The 16,219-nt window shown below is 40.6% G+C and carries 16 protein-coding genes and 1 tRNA gene; 13 read left to right on the top strand and 4 right to left on the bottom strand.

Annotated features, from left to right (window positions below; all coding sequences use genetic code 11):
• Nucleotides 1-391: 391 nt before the first annotated feature.
• The gene (yihI, locus tag E5N72_RS00500; RefSeq protein ID WP_135922777.1) at nt 392-991 is read left to right on the top strand and encodes a Der GTPase-activating protein YihI; all 600 of its coding nucleotides are present in this window, start codon (nt 392-394) and stop codon (nt 989-991) included.
• Nucleotides 988-1,503 carry a DUF2489 domain-containing protein gene (locus E5N72_RS00495; protein ID WP_135922776.1) on the top strand — a complete coding sequence of 172 codons (516 nt, stop codon included), beginning with the start codon at nt 988-990 and terminating at the stop codon, nt 1,501-1,503. Before yihI ends, E5N72_RS00495 begins: the two co-directional genes overlap by 4 nt.
• 60 nt (nt 1,504-1,563) lie before the next feature.
• On the opposite strand, the gene hemN is transcribed toward E5N72_RS00495, so the two are convergent.
• On the bottom strand, nt 1,564-2,937 hold the full coding sequence (gene hemN, locus E5N72_RS00490; protein ID WP_135922775.1) for an oxygen-independent coproporphyrinogen III oxidase: 1,374 nt from the start codon (nt 2,935-2,937) through the stop codon (nt 1,564-1,566).
• A 272-nt stretch (nt 2,938-3,209) separates the two neighbouring features.
• On the opposite strand from hemN, the gene E5N72_RS00485 reads away from it, so the two are divergent.
• From E5N72_RS00485 to E5N72_RS00460, 6 genes are all read left to right on the top strand, one after another.
• A tRNA-Ile gene (locus tag E5N72_RS00485) sits at nt 3,210-3,286 on the top strand.
• Nucleotides 3,287-3,536: 250 nt separating this feature from the next.
• Nucleotides 3,537-4,244, top strand: a complete 708-nt coding sequence (locus E5N72_RS00480; RefSeq protein WP_135922774.1) for a hypothetical protein — start codon at nt 3,537-3,539, stop codon at nt 4,242-4,244.
• 21 nt (nt 4,245-4,265) lie between these two features.
• Nucleotides 4,266-4,769 carry a sigma-70 family RNA polymerase sigma factor gene (locus tag E5N72_RS00475; protein WP_135922773.1) on the top strand — a complete coding sequence of 168 codons (504 nt, stop codon included), beginning with the start codon at nt 4,266-4,268 and terminating at the stop codon, nt 4,767-4,769.
• A gap of 4 nt (nt 4,770-4,773) precedes the next feature.
• Nucleotides 4,774-5,346: a hypothetical protein gene (locus E5N72_RS00470; RefSeq protein WP_135922772.1), complete on the top strand. Its 573-nt coding sequence runs from the start codon at nt 4,774-4,776 to the stop codon at nt 5,344-5,346.
• Nucleotides 5,347-5,823: 477 nt separating this feature from the next.
• Nucleotides 5,824-7,896, top strand: coding sequence for a M13-type metalloendopeptidase (locus tag E5N72_RS00465; protein WP_135922771.1), 2,073 nt, complete (start codon nt 5,824-5,826; stop codon nt 7,894-7,896).
• A 524-nt stretch (nt 7,897-8,420) separates the two neighbouring features.
• Entirely contained in the window at nt 8,421-8,873 is a 453-nt protein-coding gene (locus E5N72_RS00460; protein ID WP_135922770.1) for a transposase, read from the top strand.
• 112 nt (nt 8,874-8,985) lie between these two features.
• Here the strand turns inward: E5N72_RS00460 and yjgA are convergent, their stop codons facing one another.
• Nucleotides 8,986-9,507 (bottom strand): ribosome biogenesis factor YjgA, encoded by a 522-nt coding sequence (gene yjgA / locus E5N72_RS00455; RefSeq protein ID WP_135922769.1) that lies wholly within the window; start codon nt 9,505-9,507, stop codon nt 8,986-8,988.
• A 137-nt stretch (nt 9,508-9,644) separates the two neighbouring features.
• On the opposite strand from yjgA, the gene pmbA reads away from it, so the two are divergent.
• Nucleotides 9,645-10,982: a metalloprotease PmbA gene (gene pmbA / locus E5N72_RS00450; RefSeq protein ID WP_135922768.1), complete on the top strand. Its 1,338-nt coding sequence runs from the start codon at nt 9,645-9,647 to the stop codon at nt 10,980-10,982.
• 129 nt (nt 10,983-11,111) lie between these two features.
• A complete protein-coding gene (locus E5N72_RS00445; RefSeq protein WP_135922767.1) occupies nt 11,112-11,528 on the top strand; it encodes a VOC family protein in 417 nt (138 codons plus the stop codon).
• 372 nt (nt 11,529-11,900) lie between these two features.
• On the opposite strand, the gene E5N72_RS00440 is transcribed toward E5N72_RS00445, so the two are convergent.
• Nucleotides 11,901-12,557, bottom strand: a complete 657-nt coding sequence (locus tag E5N72_RS00440; RefSeq protein ID WP_135922766.1) for a LiaF domain-containing protein — start codon at nt 12,555-12,557, stop codon at nt 11,901-11,903.
• A gap of 329 nt (nt 12,558-12,886) precedes the next feature.
• On the opposite strand from E5N72_RS00440, the gene E5N72_RS00435 reads away from it, so the two are divergent.
• From E5N72_RS00435 to E5N72_RS00425, 3 genes are all read left to right on the top strand, one after another.
• Nucleotides 12,887-13,456 carry a BON domain-containing protein gene (locus tag E5N72_RS00435; RefSeq protein WP_135922765.1) on the top strand — a complete coding sequence of 190 codons (570 nt, stop codon included), beginning with the start codon at nt 12,887-12,889 and terminating at the stop codon, nt 13,454-13,456.
• A gap of 57 nt (nt 13,457-13,513) precedes the next feature.
• A complete protein-coding gene (locus E5N72_RS00430) occupies nt 13,514-13,672 on the top strand; it encodes a YqaE/Pmp3 family membrane protein (protein ID WP_064971745.1) in 159 nt (52 codons plus the stop codon).
• A 254-nt stretch (nt 13,673-13,926) separates the two neighbouring features.
• Nucleotides 13,927-14,136 carry a hypothetical protein gene (locus E5N72_RS00425; RefSeq protein WP_135922764.1) on the top strand — a complete coding sequence of 70 codons (210 nt, stop codon included), beginning with the start codon at nt 13,927-13,929 and terminating at the stop codon, nt 14,134-14,136.
• Here E5N72_RS00425 and E5N72_RS00420 read toward each other — a convergent pair.
• Nucleotides 14,121-16,148, bottom strand: a complete 2,028-nt coding sequence (locus E5N72_RS00420) for a methyl-accepting chemotaxis protein (RefSeq protein WP_135922763.1) — start codon at nt 16,146-16,148, stop codon at nt 14,121-14,123. The two genes, E5N72_RS00425 and E5N72_RS00420, sit on opposite strands and share 16 nt — an antisense overlap.
• Nucleotides 16,149-16,219: the final 71 nt, after the last annotated feature.

The following is a 16,219-nucleotide window of genomic DNA, read 5'->3' as shown; positions in this document are numbered from 1 at the left end:
CACGGAAGTTTAATAATAAAAACAAAATGGAATGCTACACGGAAGGTTTAAAAATAACAAAATGGATAAAAAATAATAATAAAAATAATAAAGACTAAAAGTCGAAGGGAGAAGTGTCCAAATTATTGGCGCTCAGATTAGTAGGCGGTAGAGATGTTTTCTCTACCGCCTTTTTATTTGTCCTGTTACAATAGCCACCGTTTGTACTAATACCAATCGACTTAAATATTTAGCTGCTAAATAACTTAACACGATTGATATGAGAGTATGAAAAGTGCGCAGTTCGTCATGTTGACAAACCACATCCGCACACCGAATTCTTCTGGTTATGCCAGCATTACAATGCCGCTAAAGGTGTTGTGCACAACCTCTTAAGTGAGACGATCAAGATATGAGTAGAAAGAAAAAGTCGCGTAAAATTCCATCAAATGGCCCGGTACGTCTGAGTAAAGAAAAACTTAGAGAGATGCGAGCGTTGAAGGAGCAGCGAGTTAAAAAGACCAAAGGTGCTAAACCAGGTTCTCGAAACGCCCCTGACGTGCAAAAGGGAGAGAACACAAAGGCTAATAACCAACCGAAAGATAAACGTGTTGGTAGCAAAAAGCCAGTTTCATTAGTTGCGCCTAAAGCTGAACCAAAAGTTGAAATGAAACGTAACTTAAAACCAATGGTTGAGCTTAAGAAAGTTAATGAGCCAGAGCTAACACCAGAGCAAGAGCTAGAAGCATTAGAAAATGATGAGCGCTTATTAAAGCTTGTTGAGCGTCACGAACGTGGTGAGTTGTTAACAGGTAAAGATGCTAAGTACTTCAATAGTCGTATCGCACGTCACCAAGAGTTATGTGAACTGCTAGGTATTGAAGACGAAGACGAGTACGAAGATGACTTTGAAGATGATTCATACGATGAAGGTGAATCTGACTTCGATAAGTACTTATCTGATGACCTAGCAAACGAATGGTTAGATGACGAAGATGAGGATGAACGATGAGCATACCCTTGATTATTGCCATAGTTATTGGTGCGGCAATTATCGCAGGACTTGCGTTTTATGCAGGACAACTTCTGTATAAACTAAAAGAGCAAAATAAGCTTATCGCTAAGAAAAAAGCTGAGTATGCGCTAAAGCTTGCTGACTCAAAAGCAAAGCGTAATGCAAAGTTAGCCGACAGCATTCATTTAATAGCCCGTGCGATGAATGAAGAGCAATGTGAGTTCTCAGAAGGCTGTCTACGCATTTGGGTGCTGATCTCTCAATACAGCTTTGCAGAAGAGTTTGAGTTAAGTGAGCGCTACCCAGGCATATTCAAAATGTACGAAGTTGTAAAAGACATGCCAACGCACGATGCCCGTAAAAAGTACTCTAAAAAAGAGATCTTTAAAATGGACACCACTCGTTGGCGTGCTGAAGAGCAGCATAGCGATGAGATTAAAGCCGATTGCGCACGTATCATTGAAGAGTTTAAAGCAGCTCCAGGCAGCGAAAACGTAGTATTTAATTAAGCCGACGTATCGTTGAATTAAGCTAATTAAAGAGCAGAGCCTAGGCTCTGCTTTTTGTTGTTAAATTACTCGTGAGAAACGAGTTTGCTTGATTTGTTGTTGTAGGTGCGCATCAAAGCACATACAAATAATACGAATAAATAAATTACCGCGGGCTGTTACTGTGATCTTATCTTGGCTAACAGACACCAAGCCATCAGCTAGTAATGGGTCCAGTGCTTGCAATGCCTCACAGAAATAGCTGGCAAAGTTGATATTAAACTGTTTTTCGATTGAGGGAATATCCAGCTCAAACTGGCAGATCAATTGTTTGATCACCGCTGCACGTAACGTATCGTCATCAGTGAGAGCGACACCTTTACATACTGCATTGCCAAAGCCTTCTTGCACGGCTTTGTAATAGTGCTTTAACTCTTTTTCGTTTTGTAAAATGGCATTGCCTATTTGCGAAATAGATGACACACCCAAACCTAATAAGTCACATTGGCCATGCGTTGTGTAACCTTGGAAATTACGGTGTAATTGACCTGCGTTTTGGGCAATCGCTAGTTCATTATCCTTACGAGCAAAGTGATCCATACCGATAAACTGATAGCCCGCCGCTAACATTTGCTCAAGTGTATTTTTGAACATAGTAAGTTTATCGCCAGCAGAAGGTAAGTCAGCGTCTTTAATTTTACGTTGCGCTGCAAATCTATCTGGTAAATGAGCGTAATTAAACACAGACACTCGGTCAGGATTTAGCTCAATCAGCTGTGCAATCGTCTCTTTAAAGCTTTCAGGTGTCTGTAATGGCAAACCGTAAATCATATCGGCATTAATTGATTTAAAGCCAAGCTCACGAGCCTCGCTAATTAAACCTTTTACTGACTGCACGCTTTGCGGACGATTAACCGCCAGCTGTACAGCATCATTAAAATCTTGAATACCAAACGAGACACGATTGAAGCCAAGCTTACGTAGATGTACTAACATGCCATCAGCTAAAGAGCGAGGGTCAATCTCAATTCCGCGCTCGGCATCATCAGCAAAATTAAAATGCTGCTCAACTAACGTCATTAAGCGGCTCATTTGCTCTGCAGATAAAAACGTTGGCGTACCACCCCCTAAATGCAGTTGCTCAACGTTATAATCAGCAAAAAGCGTTGCCTGCTCAGCAATCTCAAGCGCTAAATTATCGAGGTATAAATCGGCTTTAGACTGATGACGAGTGATCACCTTATTACAACCACAGTAATAACAAAGCTGACTGCAAAAAGGGATATGGATATACAACGATAAAGAACGGCTTTTCGATGCCGCAATCGCGTTAATCATATCTTGTTGGTTATAACCATCAGCTAGAGACAACGCAGTGGGGTAAGATGTATATCTTGGCCCTGAAATATTGTATTTATTGATCAAAGATTGATCCCAGCTTGGTAAATTTATCACAGTCAGCACTCCGCAATTGATTGAGCGGTTATTTTAACGAGTTTAGTGATTTAGCTATTTGATCTAGAACAATGTCGGAGGCTAGAAATCAATCGACATGCTTTAAGGTCGTTGAAAAAACAAAGAGTTTACTATTTGAGCAAATAGTTTAAGGATTTTTAAAATAAAGAGTTTTGCTAGTGACAAGGTTACAAAAACTTTTTATACTGCAACCCGCTTTAGTGAGTTAACCCTCCTAAACGCATCTCACAATTAGCAAAAGCTAATACAATGGCCCCTTAGCTCAGTTGGTTAGAGCACACGACTCATAATCGTTAGGTCCCCAGTTCAAGTCTGGGAGGGGCCACCATTTTCTTACTGTAAAAATCCAAAAATCAAAAGCTTATATCTATTTTTAGCAATTGTGTTCCACTTTTGTTCCACCTCTTTTTTATCCTTAAAATTCAACGAAATAAAAAATATTTTTATTTTTTTAAAAATATTTTGTCAGGTTTTTAGAGTTTGTCTCGTCTATAGCTGCAAATGACACGAAGTTGTTCTATTTGGTGGTAGCGATAGGCAGTGTCTTGTGTATCTATTTTTACGAAAAGGACAAACTCATGACGATTACAACCTCAACTGTGAATACGCTAAAACTTGATTCAATGAACGCACCATTTAGTGATGCTACTCTTTGGTTAAAAGAAGGGTGGCGGCTATTTAAAAAAGCACCGTTTAAACTTTTCTTACTTATGACGCTGTTCGCTATTGTACCTGGTGTGGTGCAACTATTGCCTGCACCTACTGGTTTAACCGTATCAAAATGGTTAGCGCCTATGCTTATGGCAACGGTATGGCCTTTGTTGTTTAACCTGAATAATCAGCAAAGCTTTTCATTTAGGCACAATGCAACATGGGTGAAGTGGGGCAGGGTTGCGATTTGGTCTGTTGTGGGTATTTTACTGGCGCTGGTGCAATTTGCTGTTGGCAGTGCTTTGATCGGTAGTGAGCAGTTATCGGCATTATTGTCTGGTCAGTTTGTTGATGTTGAGCGCTGGCGCGTAGGGGTTATGTTTGTATCAATTGTCCCTATAAATATGCTGCTTATGTTTGTGGTGCCCCTGTTACTTTTAAATAATGCTTCGCTTATTTCAGCTGTAAAAGAAAGCATTACAACCGCATTAACGGTGATTAAACCATTAAGCATACTTTGTTTGATTAATATGCTCGTTACCTTTACTGCCCCTTATAGTCTTTTACCTATGTTGTTGGTAGGGCCGGTATTAGCATGTACCTACTTTTGTGCCTATAATCGTTTGTTCAAATAATAATAAAAACATGGAAGTACAGTGAAAGCTGATGTTCAAATAAACACATTGCTGAATGAATACGCGCCGCTGTTGGCGCGTGTTGCTGCAACCTACGAGATCAATCAAGCGCTACAAGATGAGCTAATTCAAGAGATGTCGCTGGCTGTTTGGCGCGCTTTTGAAAGTAATGACTCATCACCCGATGTTGCCTTTCGTGGCGATGCCAGCATAAAAACCTATATTGCCCGAATAGCTCACAATAAAGCGGTTGATCATGTGATTAAAGAGCAAAACTGCAAAGAGGTGGCCAGCTCTGAAAGTATTAATTACACCCACGCCTTAAGTGCACATAAATCACCAGACGACAGTTTAGATTTAATGGCTGCCCTTCGTAAATTAGCGCTGAAATACCGGCAGGTGCTTGCTTTACAGCTTGAAGGGTTTAATCAAAATGAGATAGCTCAAACGCTGGGATTGTCTGAAGATGCAGTTGCTAAACGTGCAAGTAGAGCAAGACAGCAACTTGCGAGCCTAATGGAGTAATAAAGTGGATAAATTCGAAGCAGATGATCAATTAGCTAAGTGGCAGCAGGCATTCGTGCAAGCAACCCCGAAGGTGGATAGCGCGGCGTTAATTGCGCAAACACAAAAGTCGCGAACTAAGTTAAAGCTAAAAGGTTTAATCGACTCTTTATTAGGTGTTGTGGTAACCGTGTTTTGTATTTACGCCATGTTGTTTGAGGCAAAAAATACCTATGAAACCATTATGTTTGCGCTATTAGCGCCTATTCCTTTAGGTTTTGGGATTTGGTCATACCGTTTAAGACGAAAGCTTTGGCGAGCAGAAACGCTAGATGTCAATGCAATGCTTAATTTTAAAGAAAACCAGCTGAAGCACCAAGTTCATTACTGGCAAGTGAGTTTTATTGGCTGTGTCGTTCTTTGGTGCGCTTTGCTAATCGTTGCTTTGTTTAACATGGTAATGTTTAAAACATACAGCCTATGGCTTATCCAGCTTGGCATTAATGGCATTATCGTACTGGCTGTTTATATACGTTATAAAAAACTAAGAGCACAGCTTGCTAAAGCGCTAGAGAGTATTCAAGCAATGCGTGGATAATGCTTCTTGACGAGCCGTTCCTAAAACTTATATAACGTGTTATTCAAATAATAATAAAGGATATATAGATGGAAGTTTTATACAGTATTTTGTTTTGGGGATCGCCTGTCGGCTTGGGTTTGTTCTTTTTCTTATCATGCACGGGGGCTGGGGTGCTTTTTTGGGGGATTGCACAGCTTAAGAAAGCTTCATCTAATTAAAAAGCTGATGTGTGAAAACATCGGCTCATAACGACTTCGACTTGCGAAATATACGCTAATGAGTTGTTAGGAATACCATTACGGTCTTCACCTTATCGCTTTTTCCCCCCTCACCGCTCAGATATGCCGCTTATCTTTTTTTGATAAGAATTGTTACATATTCGGTTTTATTGTTTTGCTTGAGAGGTTTATTATGGAGAAAGCGAAAAACTAATGATTAATTAGGTTTGCTAGTTTTTCGATAAATACATCAAAAAATAATTAGTACGGGACTCCCATGAAAAAAGTAACACTTACCGCGGCAAGTATTGCACTAGCCCTCGGTCTTGTTGGTTGTGGTGAAAAAGAACAAGAAACTAAAGCACCAGCAACTGCGGCCGTCACTGAAGCAAAAGCACCTTTAAATTCAGGTATTGAACTGGCGAACATGGACAAGTCTGTTCGCGCACAAGATGACTTTTACTATCACGTAAACGGCGAATGGTTAGAAAAAACAGAAATTCCGGGTGATAAATCAAACTATGGTTCATTCACTCAGCTTTACGATGATTCGCAAAAAGCGATGAAAGAAGTGCTAGAAAAGGCAGCGGCAAACACTAATGTTAAACCGGGGTCAGATGAAGCTAAGTTAGCGGCGTTCTATAACAGCTATATGGATGAAGCAGGCCGTGAAGCGGCTGGTATCAAACCATTAACGCCAGTACTTGCAAGCGTTGATGCAGTAAAGAGCAAGCCTGAGCTTGTTGCTTTAATGGCTGAACTTCGCATTAAAGGTGGTAGCTTACCATTTGGTTATTATGTCAATAATGATGCAAAAAACTCGAGCGAATACGCGATGTATGTTTATCAGTCTGGTTTAGGTTTACCAGATCGTGATTATTATCTAAAAGACGATGAAAAATTCACAAAAATTCGTGAAGCTTACCAAGCATACGTTACAGCTATCTTAAGTAAAGCGGGTGTAGCAGATGCAGAATCTGCGGCTAAAGCTATTATTGATCTTGAAACAAGCATTGCTGATGCGCAGTGGAGCCGTGTTGAAAGTCGTGATGCTACTAAATCTTACAACAAGATGAGCGTTGCAGATGCTAACAAACTTACTGGCGACTTTGACTTTGCAGCTTACCTTGATGCGTCAGGTATTAAAACTGAAGAGGTAATCATTCGCCAACCTAGTTACCTAGAAAAATTTGCAGGTATCTACAAGGATACAGACTTAGCAACTTGGCAGAATTACCTTAAGTTCCACTTTGTGAGCAACTACGCTGCACTATTAGATAAAGAGCTTGTAGATCTTAACTTTGATTTTTACAGCACAACGCTTCGTGGTGTGACTGAGCAATCTCCGCTTTGGAAAAAAGCAGTTGATGCATCAAACGGTGTATTAGGTGAAATGCTTGGTAAAGTATACGTTAAAGATAACTTCCCACCTGAAGCGAAAGCGCGTATGGAAGAGTTAGTTGATAACGTAATTAGAGGTTACGCAGTTGCGATTGAAAACCTTGAGTGGATGAGCCCAGAAACAAAAATCGCTGCAAAAGAAAAGCTTGATAAGTTCACGCCAAAAATCGGTTACCCAGATAAATGGAAAGACTACTCAGCACTTGAAGTTAAAAGCGATGATTTAGTCGGTAATTACATTCGCCACAGCGAATGGGAGTATGCCGATATGATTGCTAAACTAGGTAAGCCAGTTGATCGCTCTGAGTGGCACATGACACCACAAACAGTAAACGCTTACTACAACCCAGTGAACAACGAAATCGTATTCCCTGCGGCTATCTTACAACCGCCATTCTTTAACCTTGAAGCCGATGACGCTGTTAACTACGGTGCAATCGGTGCGGTAATCGGCCACGAACTTGGTCACGGTTTTGATGACCAAGGTGCGAAATACGATGGTGACGGAAACTTACGTAACTGGTGGAGCGAATCAGACCTTAAACAGTTTGAAGAGCGCACAGGTCAGCTAGTTGCTCAGTATAATGAATATAAGCCATTTGAAGATGCTAGCGTAAATGGTGAGCTAACATTAGGTGAAAATATTGGTGACTTAGGCGGCTTAACAGTTGCCTATACTGCTTACCAATTATCACTTGGTGATGAAAAAGCGCCTGTGATTGATGGTTACACGGGTGATCAACGTTTCTTCATGGGATGGTCACAAATTTGGCGTCGTAAATACCGTGACGAAGAGTTACGTAACCGCCTAATGACAGACCCTCATTCACCAAGCCACTACCGTGTAATCGGTATTCTTTCAAACATGCCAGAATTCTATCAAGCGTTTGATGTGAAAGAAGGCGACAAGATGTATATCAAACCAGAAGATCGCGTAAAAATCTGGTAATTGATTATCGATTTAAAAAGGCTCTGAGTGAACGCTCAGAGCTTTTTTGTTTTAGGAGCAGAAAGCTTTGACGTAGGAGGCGTTTTAACGCCGAAATTATAGATAATTTTTATGCGTGATGTTCACGGCTAAAGCCGTTCCTACGGGATTGTAGGAGGTGTTTTAACGCCGAAATATTCAGGCGATCTTTGTACGTGATGTTCACGGCTAAAGCCGTTTCTACGGGGTTGTAGGAGGTGTATTAACGCTGGAATGATAGATGATTGTTGTGCGTGATGTTCACGGCTAAAGCCGTTCCTACGGGGTTGTAGGAGGTGTTTTAACGCCGAAATGATAGATGATTGTTGTGCGTGATGTTCACGGCTAAAGCCGTTCCTACGGGATTTTAGGAGGTGTATTAACGCCGGAATGTTCAGGTGATTTTTTTGTTCGTGATGTTCACGGCTAAAGCGGTTCATACGAGGGTTTAACTTGATTCTTATACGTCTTTGTCTAGATTTAAGATAATAAATGGAGGGTTATGGATGACCGCACATTATCAAAATCTAAGAAAGCATAGGGTATCAATCCCATTTCATTATTACTCTGTTACCACTTCAACGCTTGATAGAAAATGTTATTTCTCTGACTTTAATAATGCACGAGCTTTAATTAACACTCTAAGGGCTATAGAAGAAATTAAAGCTAAAACTATCTGTTTTGTGGTAATGCCTGATCACCTACACTGGTTATTTCAATTACAAGATAAAGTACCTTTAGCTCGATTGATTCAAGAGGTCAAAGGGAAGAGTTCATATCTCATAAACAAGCAAACATGCTCTAAACGAAAAATTTGGCAGCCTGGATATTATGATTCTTTAATAAGGAACGAAGAACATTTGCTTGGAGTATCGAGGTACATCATCGCAAACCCATTGAGGGCCGGAATTGTTAAAAGTGTGCGTGATTACCCTTTTTGGGATTGTATCTATTTATAGGTAAATTCTTCACGGCTAAAGCCGTTCCTACGGGGTTGTAGAAGGTGTTTTAGCGCCGAAATGATTATTAAAAAGCCGCAAAACTATCATTAAGCGGCTTTCTGTATACAAATTAAACCATAATCGCATCTTTAAGATACTGGAATAACTCTTTGTACGCTTTGGCTGGCTTTTCAGCTTTTACTTCTTTTGCGGCGCTGCGTACTAACTGGCGCATTTTTTGGCGCTCAAGAGAAGGGTATTGATCAATTGTTGAATTGATCAGATCGTCACCTTGTTTGATTAAATCATCACGTAGCGTTTCGATTTTGTTCATCAAAACATCCGCTTGGTTGTTTTTGTTGAGCATAATATCGATCATCGCTTGGATTTCATCAACGTTTTCAGTAGTACGTAATACTTTTGCGATATAGTTTAAGTTACGACGGTAAGCATCGCTCTTATCACTTACTTTATCAGAAACAACAAGGGCTTCTTTTAAATCGTGATTGAGTGGTAAGCGATCGCGTTGCTTTTTCGGCATTTTCGCGATTTCAGCACCCAAACCATGATATTGCATGGCTTCACGTTTTAACTCGCTTTTTGATACGTAAATAATTTCTTCTTCGATAAGTGGCTTTTTCTTCTTCGCCATAAGGATGCTCATTCAGTAAACTTAACTATTCGCTATTATACGTCATTTAGTTAATGATTAATATTAGCTGATGCACGTCTCGCAGTGTGTTAGCATTCGCTACACTATAAAAAATATCAGAACCTAGGACACACAAGATGAAAGATCCTATTTATCAACACATTTCTGAAGTGAAAGACGCGGTAAGCGAAGTACTTGAGCATGCAAAAAAGTTGGGTGCTACTGCTGCAGAAGCGGCGATGTCGAGCACGTCAGGTTTGTCTGTTAGTACGCGCATGGGCGAAGTTGAAACAATAGAGTTTAACCAAGACGGTGGCTTAGGTATTAGTGTTTATGTGGGGAATAACAAAGGCTCTGCTTCAACGGCTGATTTAAACCCTAAAACATTACGTACAGTGGTCGAAAAAGCCATTGATATTGCTAAATTCACTTCAGATGATCCATACAATGGTATCGCAGATAAAGAACTGCTTGAATTCGCACCACTTGATTTAGATCTGTATCACCCGTGGGAAGTAAGCCCAGAGCAAGGTATTGAGCTTTGCCATCAAGCAGAGCAGGCGGCACTAAATGCCGATGAGCGTATTGTAAATTCAGACGGTGCGAGTTTTTCTTCTCACCAAGGTTTGCGTGTTTATGGCAACAGCCATGGCATGATTGCAGGTTACCCGCGCACGCGTCATAGCATTAGCACCATGGTGATTGGTAAAGATGGTGAGCAAATGCAGCGCGATTCTGCTTATACCGTAGCGCGACATAAAGATGATTTAAACGATGCTGCAAAAGTAGGCCTCGAAGCGGCAACAGAAACATTGGCTAAGCTGAATAGTCAAAAGCTAGGTACCATGAAAGTGCCAGTTATCTTCAGAGCAGATATTGCCAACTCACTATTCGGTCATTTAGTGTCTGCGATTGGTGGCGGCGCGCTTTACCGTAAATCGAGCTTTTTGCTTGATAGCTTAGGCACAAAAGTATTTAGTGATTGTGTAAATATTTCTGAGCGTCCACATTTATTAAAAGGCTTAGCGTCTTCACCATTCGACTCGGAAGGGTTAAAAACTATCGACCGTGAAATTATTCAAGGTGGTGAGCTTCAAACATATCTATTAGCAAGCTACGCTGCACGTAAACTGTCTATGACACCAACGGGTCATGCTGGTGGTATTCATAACTGGTTAGTTGAGCAAACTCATGCTGACTTAAAAGCACTCTTAAAAACTATGGGCACAGGTTTACTAGTAACCGAGCTTATGGGTCAAGGTGTGAACACTGTAACGGGTGATTACTCACGTGGCGCGGCGGGTTTCTGGGTTGAGAATGGCGAAATCCAATACCCAGTCAGTGAAATCACAATTGCTGGTAACTTAAAAGATATGTTTAAAGCGGTAGTCGGTTTAGGTGGCGATATCGAGCGCCGTGGCGGTATTCAAACCGGCTCTGTATTGATTGAACAAATGCAGGTTGCTGGTAGCTGATTCATCAATAACTACTCAATTTTTAAAGCCTCACGTTTGTGGGGCTTTTTTATTTGAAAAAGTGCTTTACCTGAACTTAACTTGAGGTTTTATCTTGATGGCAGTTTAAAAATAAAAAGGAAAACTACCATGTATTTAGAGCACGTAAACCTTGTTGTTAGTAATGTTGATGCCATGCTGCACTTTTATAAAGCCGCATTCCCACATTGGCGGGTGCGTAGCCAAGGTGATAGCACATGGTCAGGCAAGCCGCGCAAATGGCTGCACTTTGGTGATGATTACCAATATCTTGCACTGAGCGATAACGGTGAAGACGAAAACCGTGATTTAGCAGGGCACCAAGTGGGCCTTGCTCATTTTGCTTATGTGACAAACGATATTAATGCCGTAATTGAACGCTTGGTTGACGCTGGTTATGAAATAGATAAACAGGGTCCAGAAAACCCGTATCGTAAAAATGTATATTTTATCGATCCCGCAGGTTTTGAAGTTGAGTTTGTAGAGTATTTCAGTGATATACCGAGTGAAAGGAATAATGACTTGTAGCTAGAGCAGTCAGCTTTTAGCCGAGCACTAGAAGGTCGAGAAAAATATATGCACAAAGAGAAGAGAATGAGGAAGTGATAATTGTGTTTTTTGTTTTCTCTAAAGCGCAGCGCCTCTTGTCCTCTTTGTGAATTAAAGATCTTTTTCTAACCACAGAGGACACAGAGAGCATAGAGGAAGAGAACTGAGTTTTCTCTTAAGCGAAGCGCCTCTTACCCTCTTTGTGCGATTAGATCTTCGATGTAGGCGTGAAATTTATTTCGCGCGCATTCTAGTAGGTCGTGCTTTAGCGCGTCATTGGTGAAACGTATGCAATATCTTGTCGCCATAAATGACGACCTACATTAACATAATCGCAACTCGCAACTTTTACTACATCTTATTCATCTCTTTCCAACTGGCTTTTAGACTGTTGGCAAAGCTGATGAACTTTTCTTTCATGGTACGTTTAACTGAAATCTCGACTGAGCCTAGCCATACATTACCTTCAATGGTGATGGTTGGGCCTTGGCCTTTATTTAAGGCGACTGATCTGTTCTCTACACTGCCAATAACGCTGAACAGCTTTGATACCACATTGACATGTTCTGGCACATAGATTTCGTCGTTACCTAAAATACAGTTCACGTAAATAGTGACATGTTGGTGCTGGAAAATCGCTTCGCTAAAATCGAGCTCAATTGAACCTAAGCAGTTTGTAAGGTGAATTTCTTTTGGCACTACCCACTGGCCGCTGCGCTCATTTGAACCCAAAATGCTACGAAGCTGCAGACTTTCGTTATCGCTGCTGTGGCCATAATGAGGTTTAAATTGCGCATGCTTTTGCGATTTGTAGTCAATATCAGCTTTTAGCTCTAAGTCAGCAACAAGTTCAACGAGTACTTCGTTGCTGGTGGCTTCCATTGCTTGGTCTAAACGGCGTTCAAATGCTTCAGCTGAAATAACAGCATGACTGTAGTTATAAATGAGTTGATCAATTACTTCTTCTCTTACTTGATCGATTGGGCGATCTTCAAGTTTAACGGCCATGGTAGTTCCCTGTTGTGATTATCAAAGTGATTTTTATGTTATTTGTAATAAAGCAAAGCTTAGGCCAAATTTTATTTTATTATAAATCAATATGTTGTGTTTTGTAGTGTCAACGTTACTTAGTTAAATTAACCACAGATTAATAAAATCAGCAACTAAATGGTTATTTTTGCAACATAGTGAACTTCTTACCGAGCAGCCTGTAAATCTTTACCGAATTGAATATAAATAGTCGCTGAATGAGGGTTTAAGGTATTGAAATTAAACAAATAAATAGTTGGCATCATAGTCGCATTAGTAAAAGTGTCTTAAATCAAAAGGAGAAGATTATGAACACTTTTAACAAATCTATGATTGCCGCTTTAGTAATTGGTGCAACAGCAAGTATGTCAGCTCAGGCAAGCAGTTGGGAAAATGAAAGTAAAGATGCTTGGATTGATGGTAAGGCAGAAACTGTGCTTCTTATGAACACAAACCTTAACAACTTTGACATCAACACTGATGTAACGAATGGCAAGGTTGTACTTACAGGTAAAGTTGATAGTGAATTAGATAAAGAGCTTGCTGAAGAGCTTGTTCTTAGCCTAGATGGCGTTAGCTCTGTTGATAACAAACTAACGGTTGTTAAAAACATGAAGGCTAAGAAAATGAAAGCAGATAAAGCTGATTCAACTGAAAGCGATTTAACAGATGCGAAAATCAGTACTGTAATCACAACACGTTATTTATTTAACTCAGAAGTAGGTGGTACAGACATCGATGTTGATACCGATAACGGTGTAGTAACACTTAAAGGTACCGTTGAGTCTGATGCTGAAAAGCAATTAGCAATCAGTATCGCTGAAAACGCTGAAGACGTTCGCAAAGTAATCGATGAATTAACGATTGTTGCTGAATAACAGCAAGCCTAAATTAGCCCAGCTTTGGCTGGGCTAATAGATTTCAAGGAGTGAGTCATGGATTTAATACGTATTATTTTATCGGTTTTAATTCCACCTCTTGGCGTATTTTTACAGGTAGGTTTAGGTGCGCAGTTCTGGATTAATATTCTTTTAACCTTATTAGGGTACATTCCAGGTTTGATTCATGCTGTGTATATCATCGCTAAGCGATAATTACCTCATTAATCAGCAAGGATGAGTCAGGGAACACAGCAAGGAGCAGCTGTAGGAGTAAAGGACGATAAACCGCAAGGAGTTTACAGTATGGACAATGTAGCACAGCAAAAAGGACAGCAAGGAAGTAACAAAGCGTTATGGAGTAGCGCACAATGGCAACGCTTTATGGATAAAGTGAACGGAGATGACAGCAAGGGATAAGCTCAGGCTTGGAGCCAAACAGGATGAAGCTAGCGTAAGGAGGTGACTATATGGAACAAGTACAAACGCAACCAACACAAGGATTGACCGACAAAGGAGTTGCTTTATGGAATAAGCAACAGTGGCATGAATTTATGGAACACGCGAAAGCGGTTGCGCCACGATTAACAGGGAAGGCTGACGATAAAAACCCGATGTCATCTTCAGGTGACATCGGGTTTTTAATAACTTCGGCAATTTATCTTTATAACTTAAACTGATTTACTGTCTTATTTAAAGACGCTGCCAATTCATTTAAATCACGTGCTTCATCTGCCAATTCATGAGCATGATCCGCAGTGCTATTAACAAGGTGGTTAATAGCCGCCAGGCTATTATTAATATCTTCTGCAACCACAGTTTGCTGTTCTGTTGAAGTCGCAATTTGATGACTCTGATCTTGTACATTTGTCACTGATTGCGCGATATCTTGCAGTGCTTGCAATACAATTTGCGTTTGCTCAACGGAGCCTTCAGCACGTTCTTGACCCTGTTGCATCATAGTTGATGCTTGTTGAGCAATTTGCTGTAAGCGACTGATCATATTTCGAATATCATCCGTTGACTCTTGCGTTCTGCTTGCTAGTGAACGAACTTCGTCAGCCACAACTGCAAAGCCTCGCCCTTGCTCACCGGCTCGTGCCGCTTCAATTGCTGCATTAAGTGCTAGTAAGTTAGTTTGCTCTGCAATTGAGTTGATTACGTCGATCACAGCGCCAATGTTGCCACTTTCTTGTTCAAGACCTGCAACTACTTTAGATGCTTCGCCGATGTGGCTTGCAAGCGCAGTCATTACTGACTGAGCTTGTGTAGAGCGCTTAGTGCCATCGACTGTAATGGCTTGCACTTCTTCGGCTGCATTATTGGTATGCTGCGCATTACGTGAAATTTCGAGTACTGTAGATGCCATTTCAGTAACAGCGGCACTTACACTATCAACCTGTTGTTTTTCTTGCTGAATTTCATCATTGGTTTTTTGCGATACAATTTTCAGCTGACTAGCTGCTTGGCTCAGCTGCTCTGCTTGCGCGGCTGTGTTGAGCATCATTGCACGTAATTTATCGATGAAGGTGTTCATATGATGAGCAAGCTGGCCAACTTCGTCCTGACTATGAATTTCAATTTTTTGTGTTAAATCGCCATCGCCTGATGCGATATCACGCATGATGTAAGTCAGTTTTGTAAGAGGTTTGGTGATCATTTGCGTGGCCCAAAAGATCATCGCAATGATAATCGCAAGGATGATGATTAATGATGTAGTGGTTGTCATCACCGCATCGTTAACTGGCTCATCAATCATGCTAGTTGGGATCAAAATCCCGACATACCAATCAAGATATGGACTTTCTAGTTCAAGGCGATTGTATACAACGTAATATTGCTCACCTTTAAATGTGACATAGCTGCTACCATCTTTTTGGCTTTTCATCGCGCGGTTTAATTCGCTAAAGCCTGATGTGTCGCTAAATTGTTTTTCGAGGGCATCTAAGCCTTCTTTGCCATTAGGGCCTTCGTCAGTCACAGATAATTTATGGCCAGTACGCTCAGAGAAGTGAACAACCTTTTGATTGCCATCTAGTAAAAAGCCAAAACCTTGGCCATTAAAGCGAATGGCCTCAACCATGTCGTTGATATTGTTGAGCTGTAAATCAACCCCACCAAAACCAACAAGTTTGTTTTGTTTATTATAAACTGGCTGTTGCACAACCGCTGAGGCATTACCTGTGGTTAAATCTACAGAAATAGGGCCAACATAAAGTTTGTTGATCTTTAAAGCATCTTGCCACCAACCACGTTTATAAGCGTAATAAGGCTGGCCATTGTAGTGGGTGGTTCGCTCGTTTTCTTTAAAGTATTCGCCTGTTGTTGCTGATGCAAAGAAGGCCGATAGAATGTTGTCATCGTTACCACTGATACGAACAAAATCTTGATTAACGTTGTCGTATCCTGGTTGGTTATCAAGGCTTTGATCACGTTTAGTCCAGTTGTCAAACCAGTTTACTAAATGCGGATTTGTTACGAAGGTTTCAACAACTTTACCGTATTTAGCAAAGTAACCTTGCATTGATAGTCGTTCGCTTTGTAAGTAGCTATCAGCTTCGCGTTGAATCGCTTTGCGAGATAGGTCAGCAATATGATTAACAAAGAAACTAGACGCGATGATCAGTAGTACACTAATCGTCCCGCCAATCAGCAGTAATATTTTTTTACGTAAAGAGAGATTGTTTAACATAGGTGCACGTATTTTTATTATCGGTTAGAGTTATCTATCTAATCATATTTGCGCTTAAATCGCTACTTTGC

It is taken from the genome of Pseudoalteromonas sp. MEBiC 03607 (genome assembly GCF_004792295.1).
Lineage (GTDB): Bacteria > Pseudomonadota > Gammaproteobacteria > Enterobacterales > Alteromonadaceae > Pseudoalteromonas > Pseudoalteromonas lipolytica_C.
The sequence above is the reverse complement of the archived record's forward strand: the minus strand, read 5'-3'. Positions and strand labels throughout refer to the sequence as shown.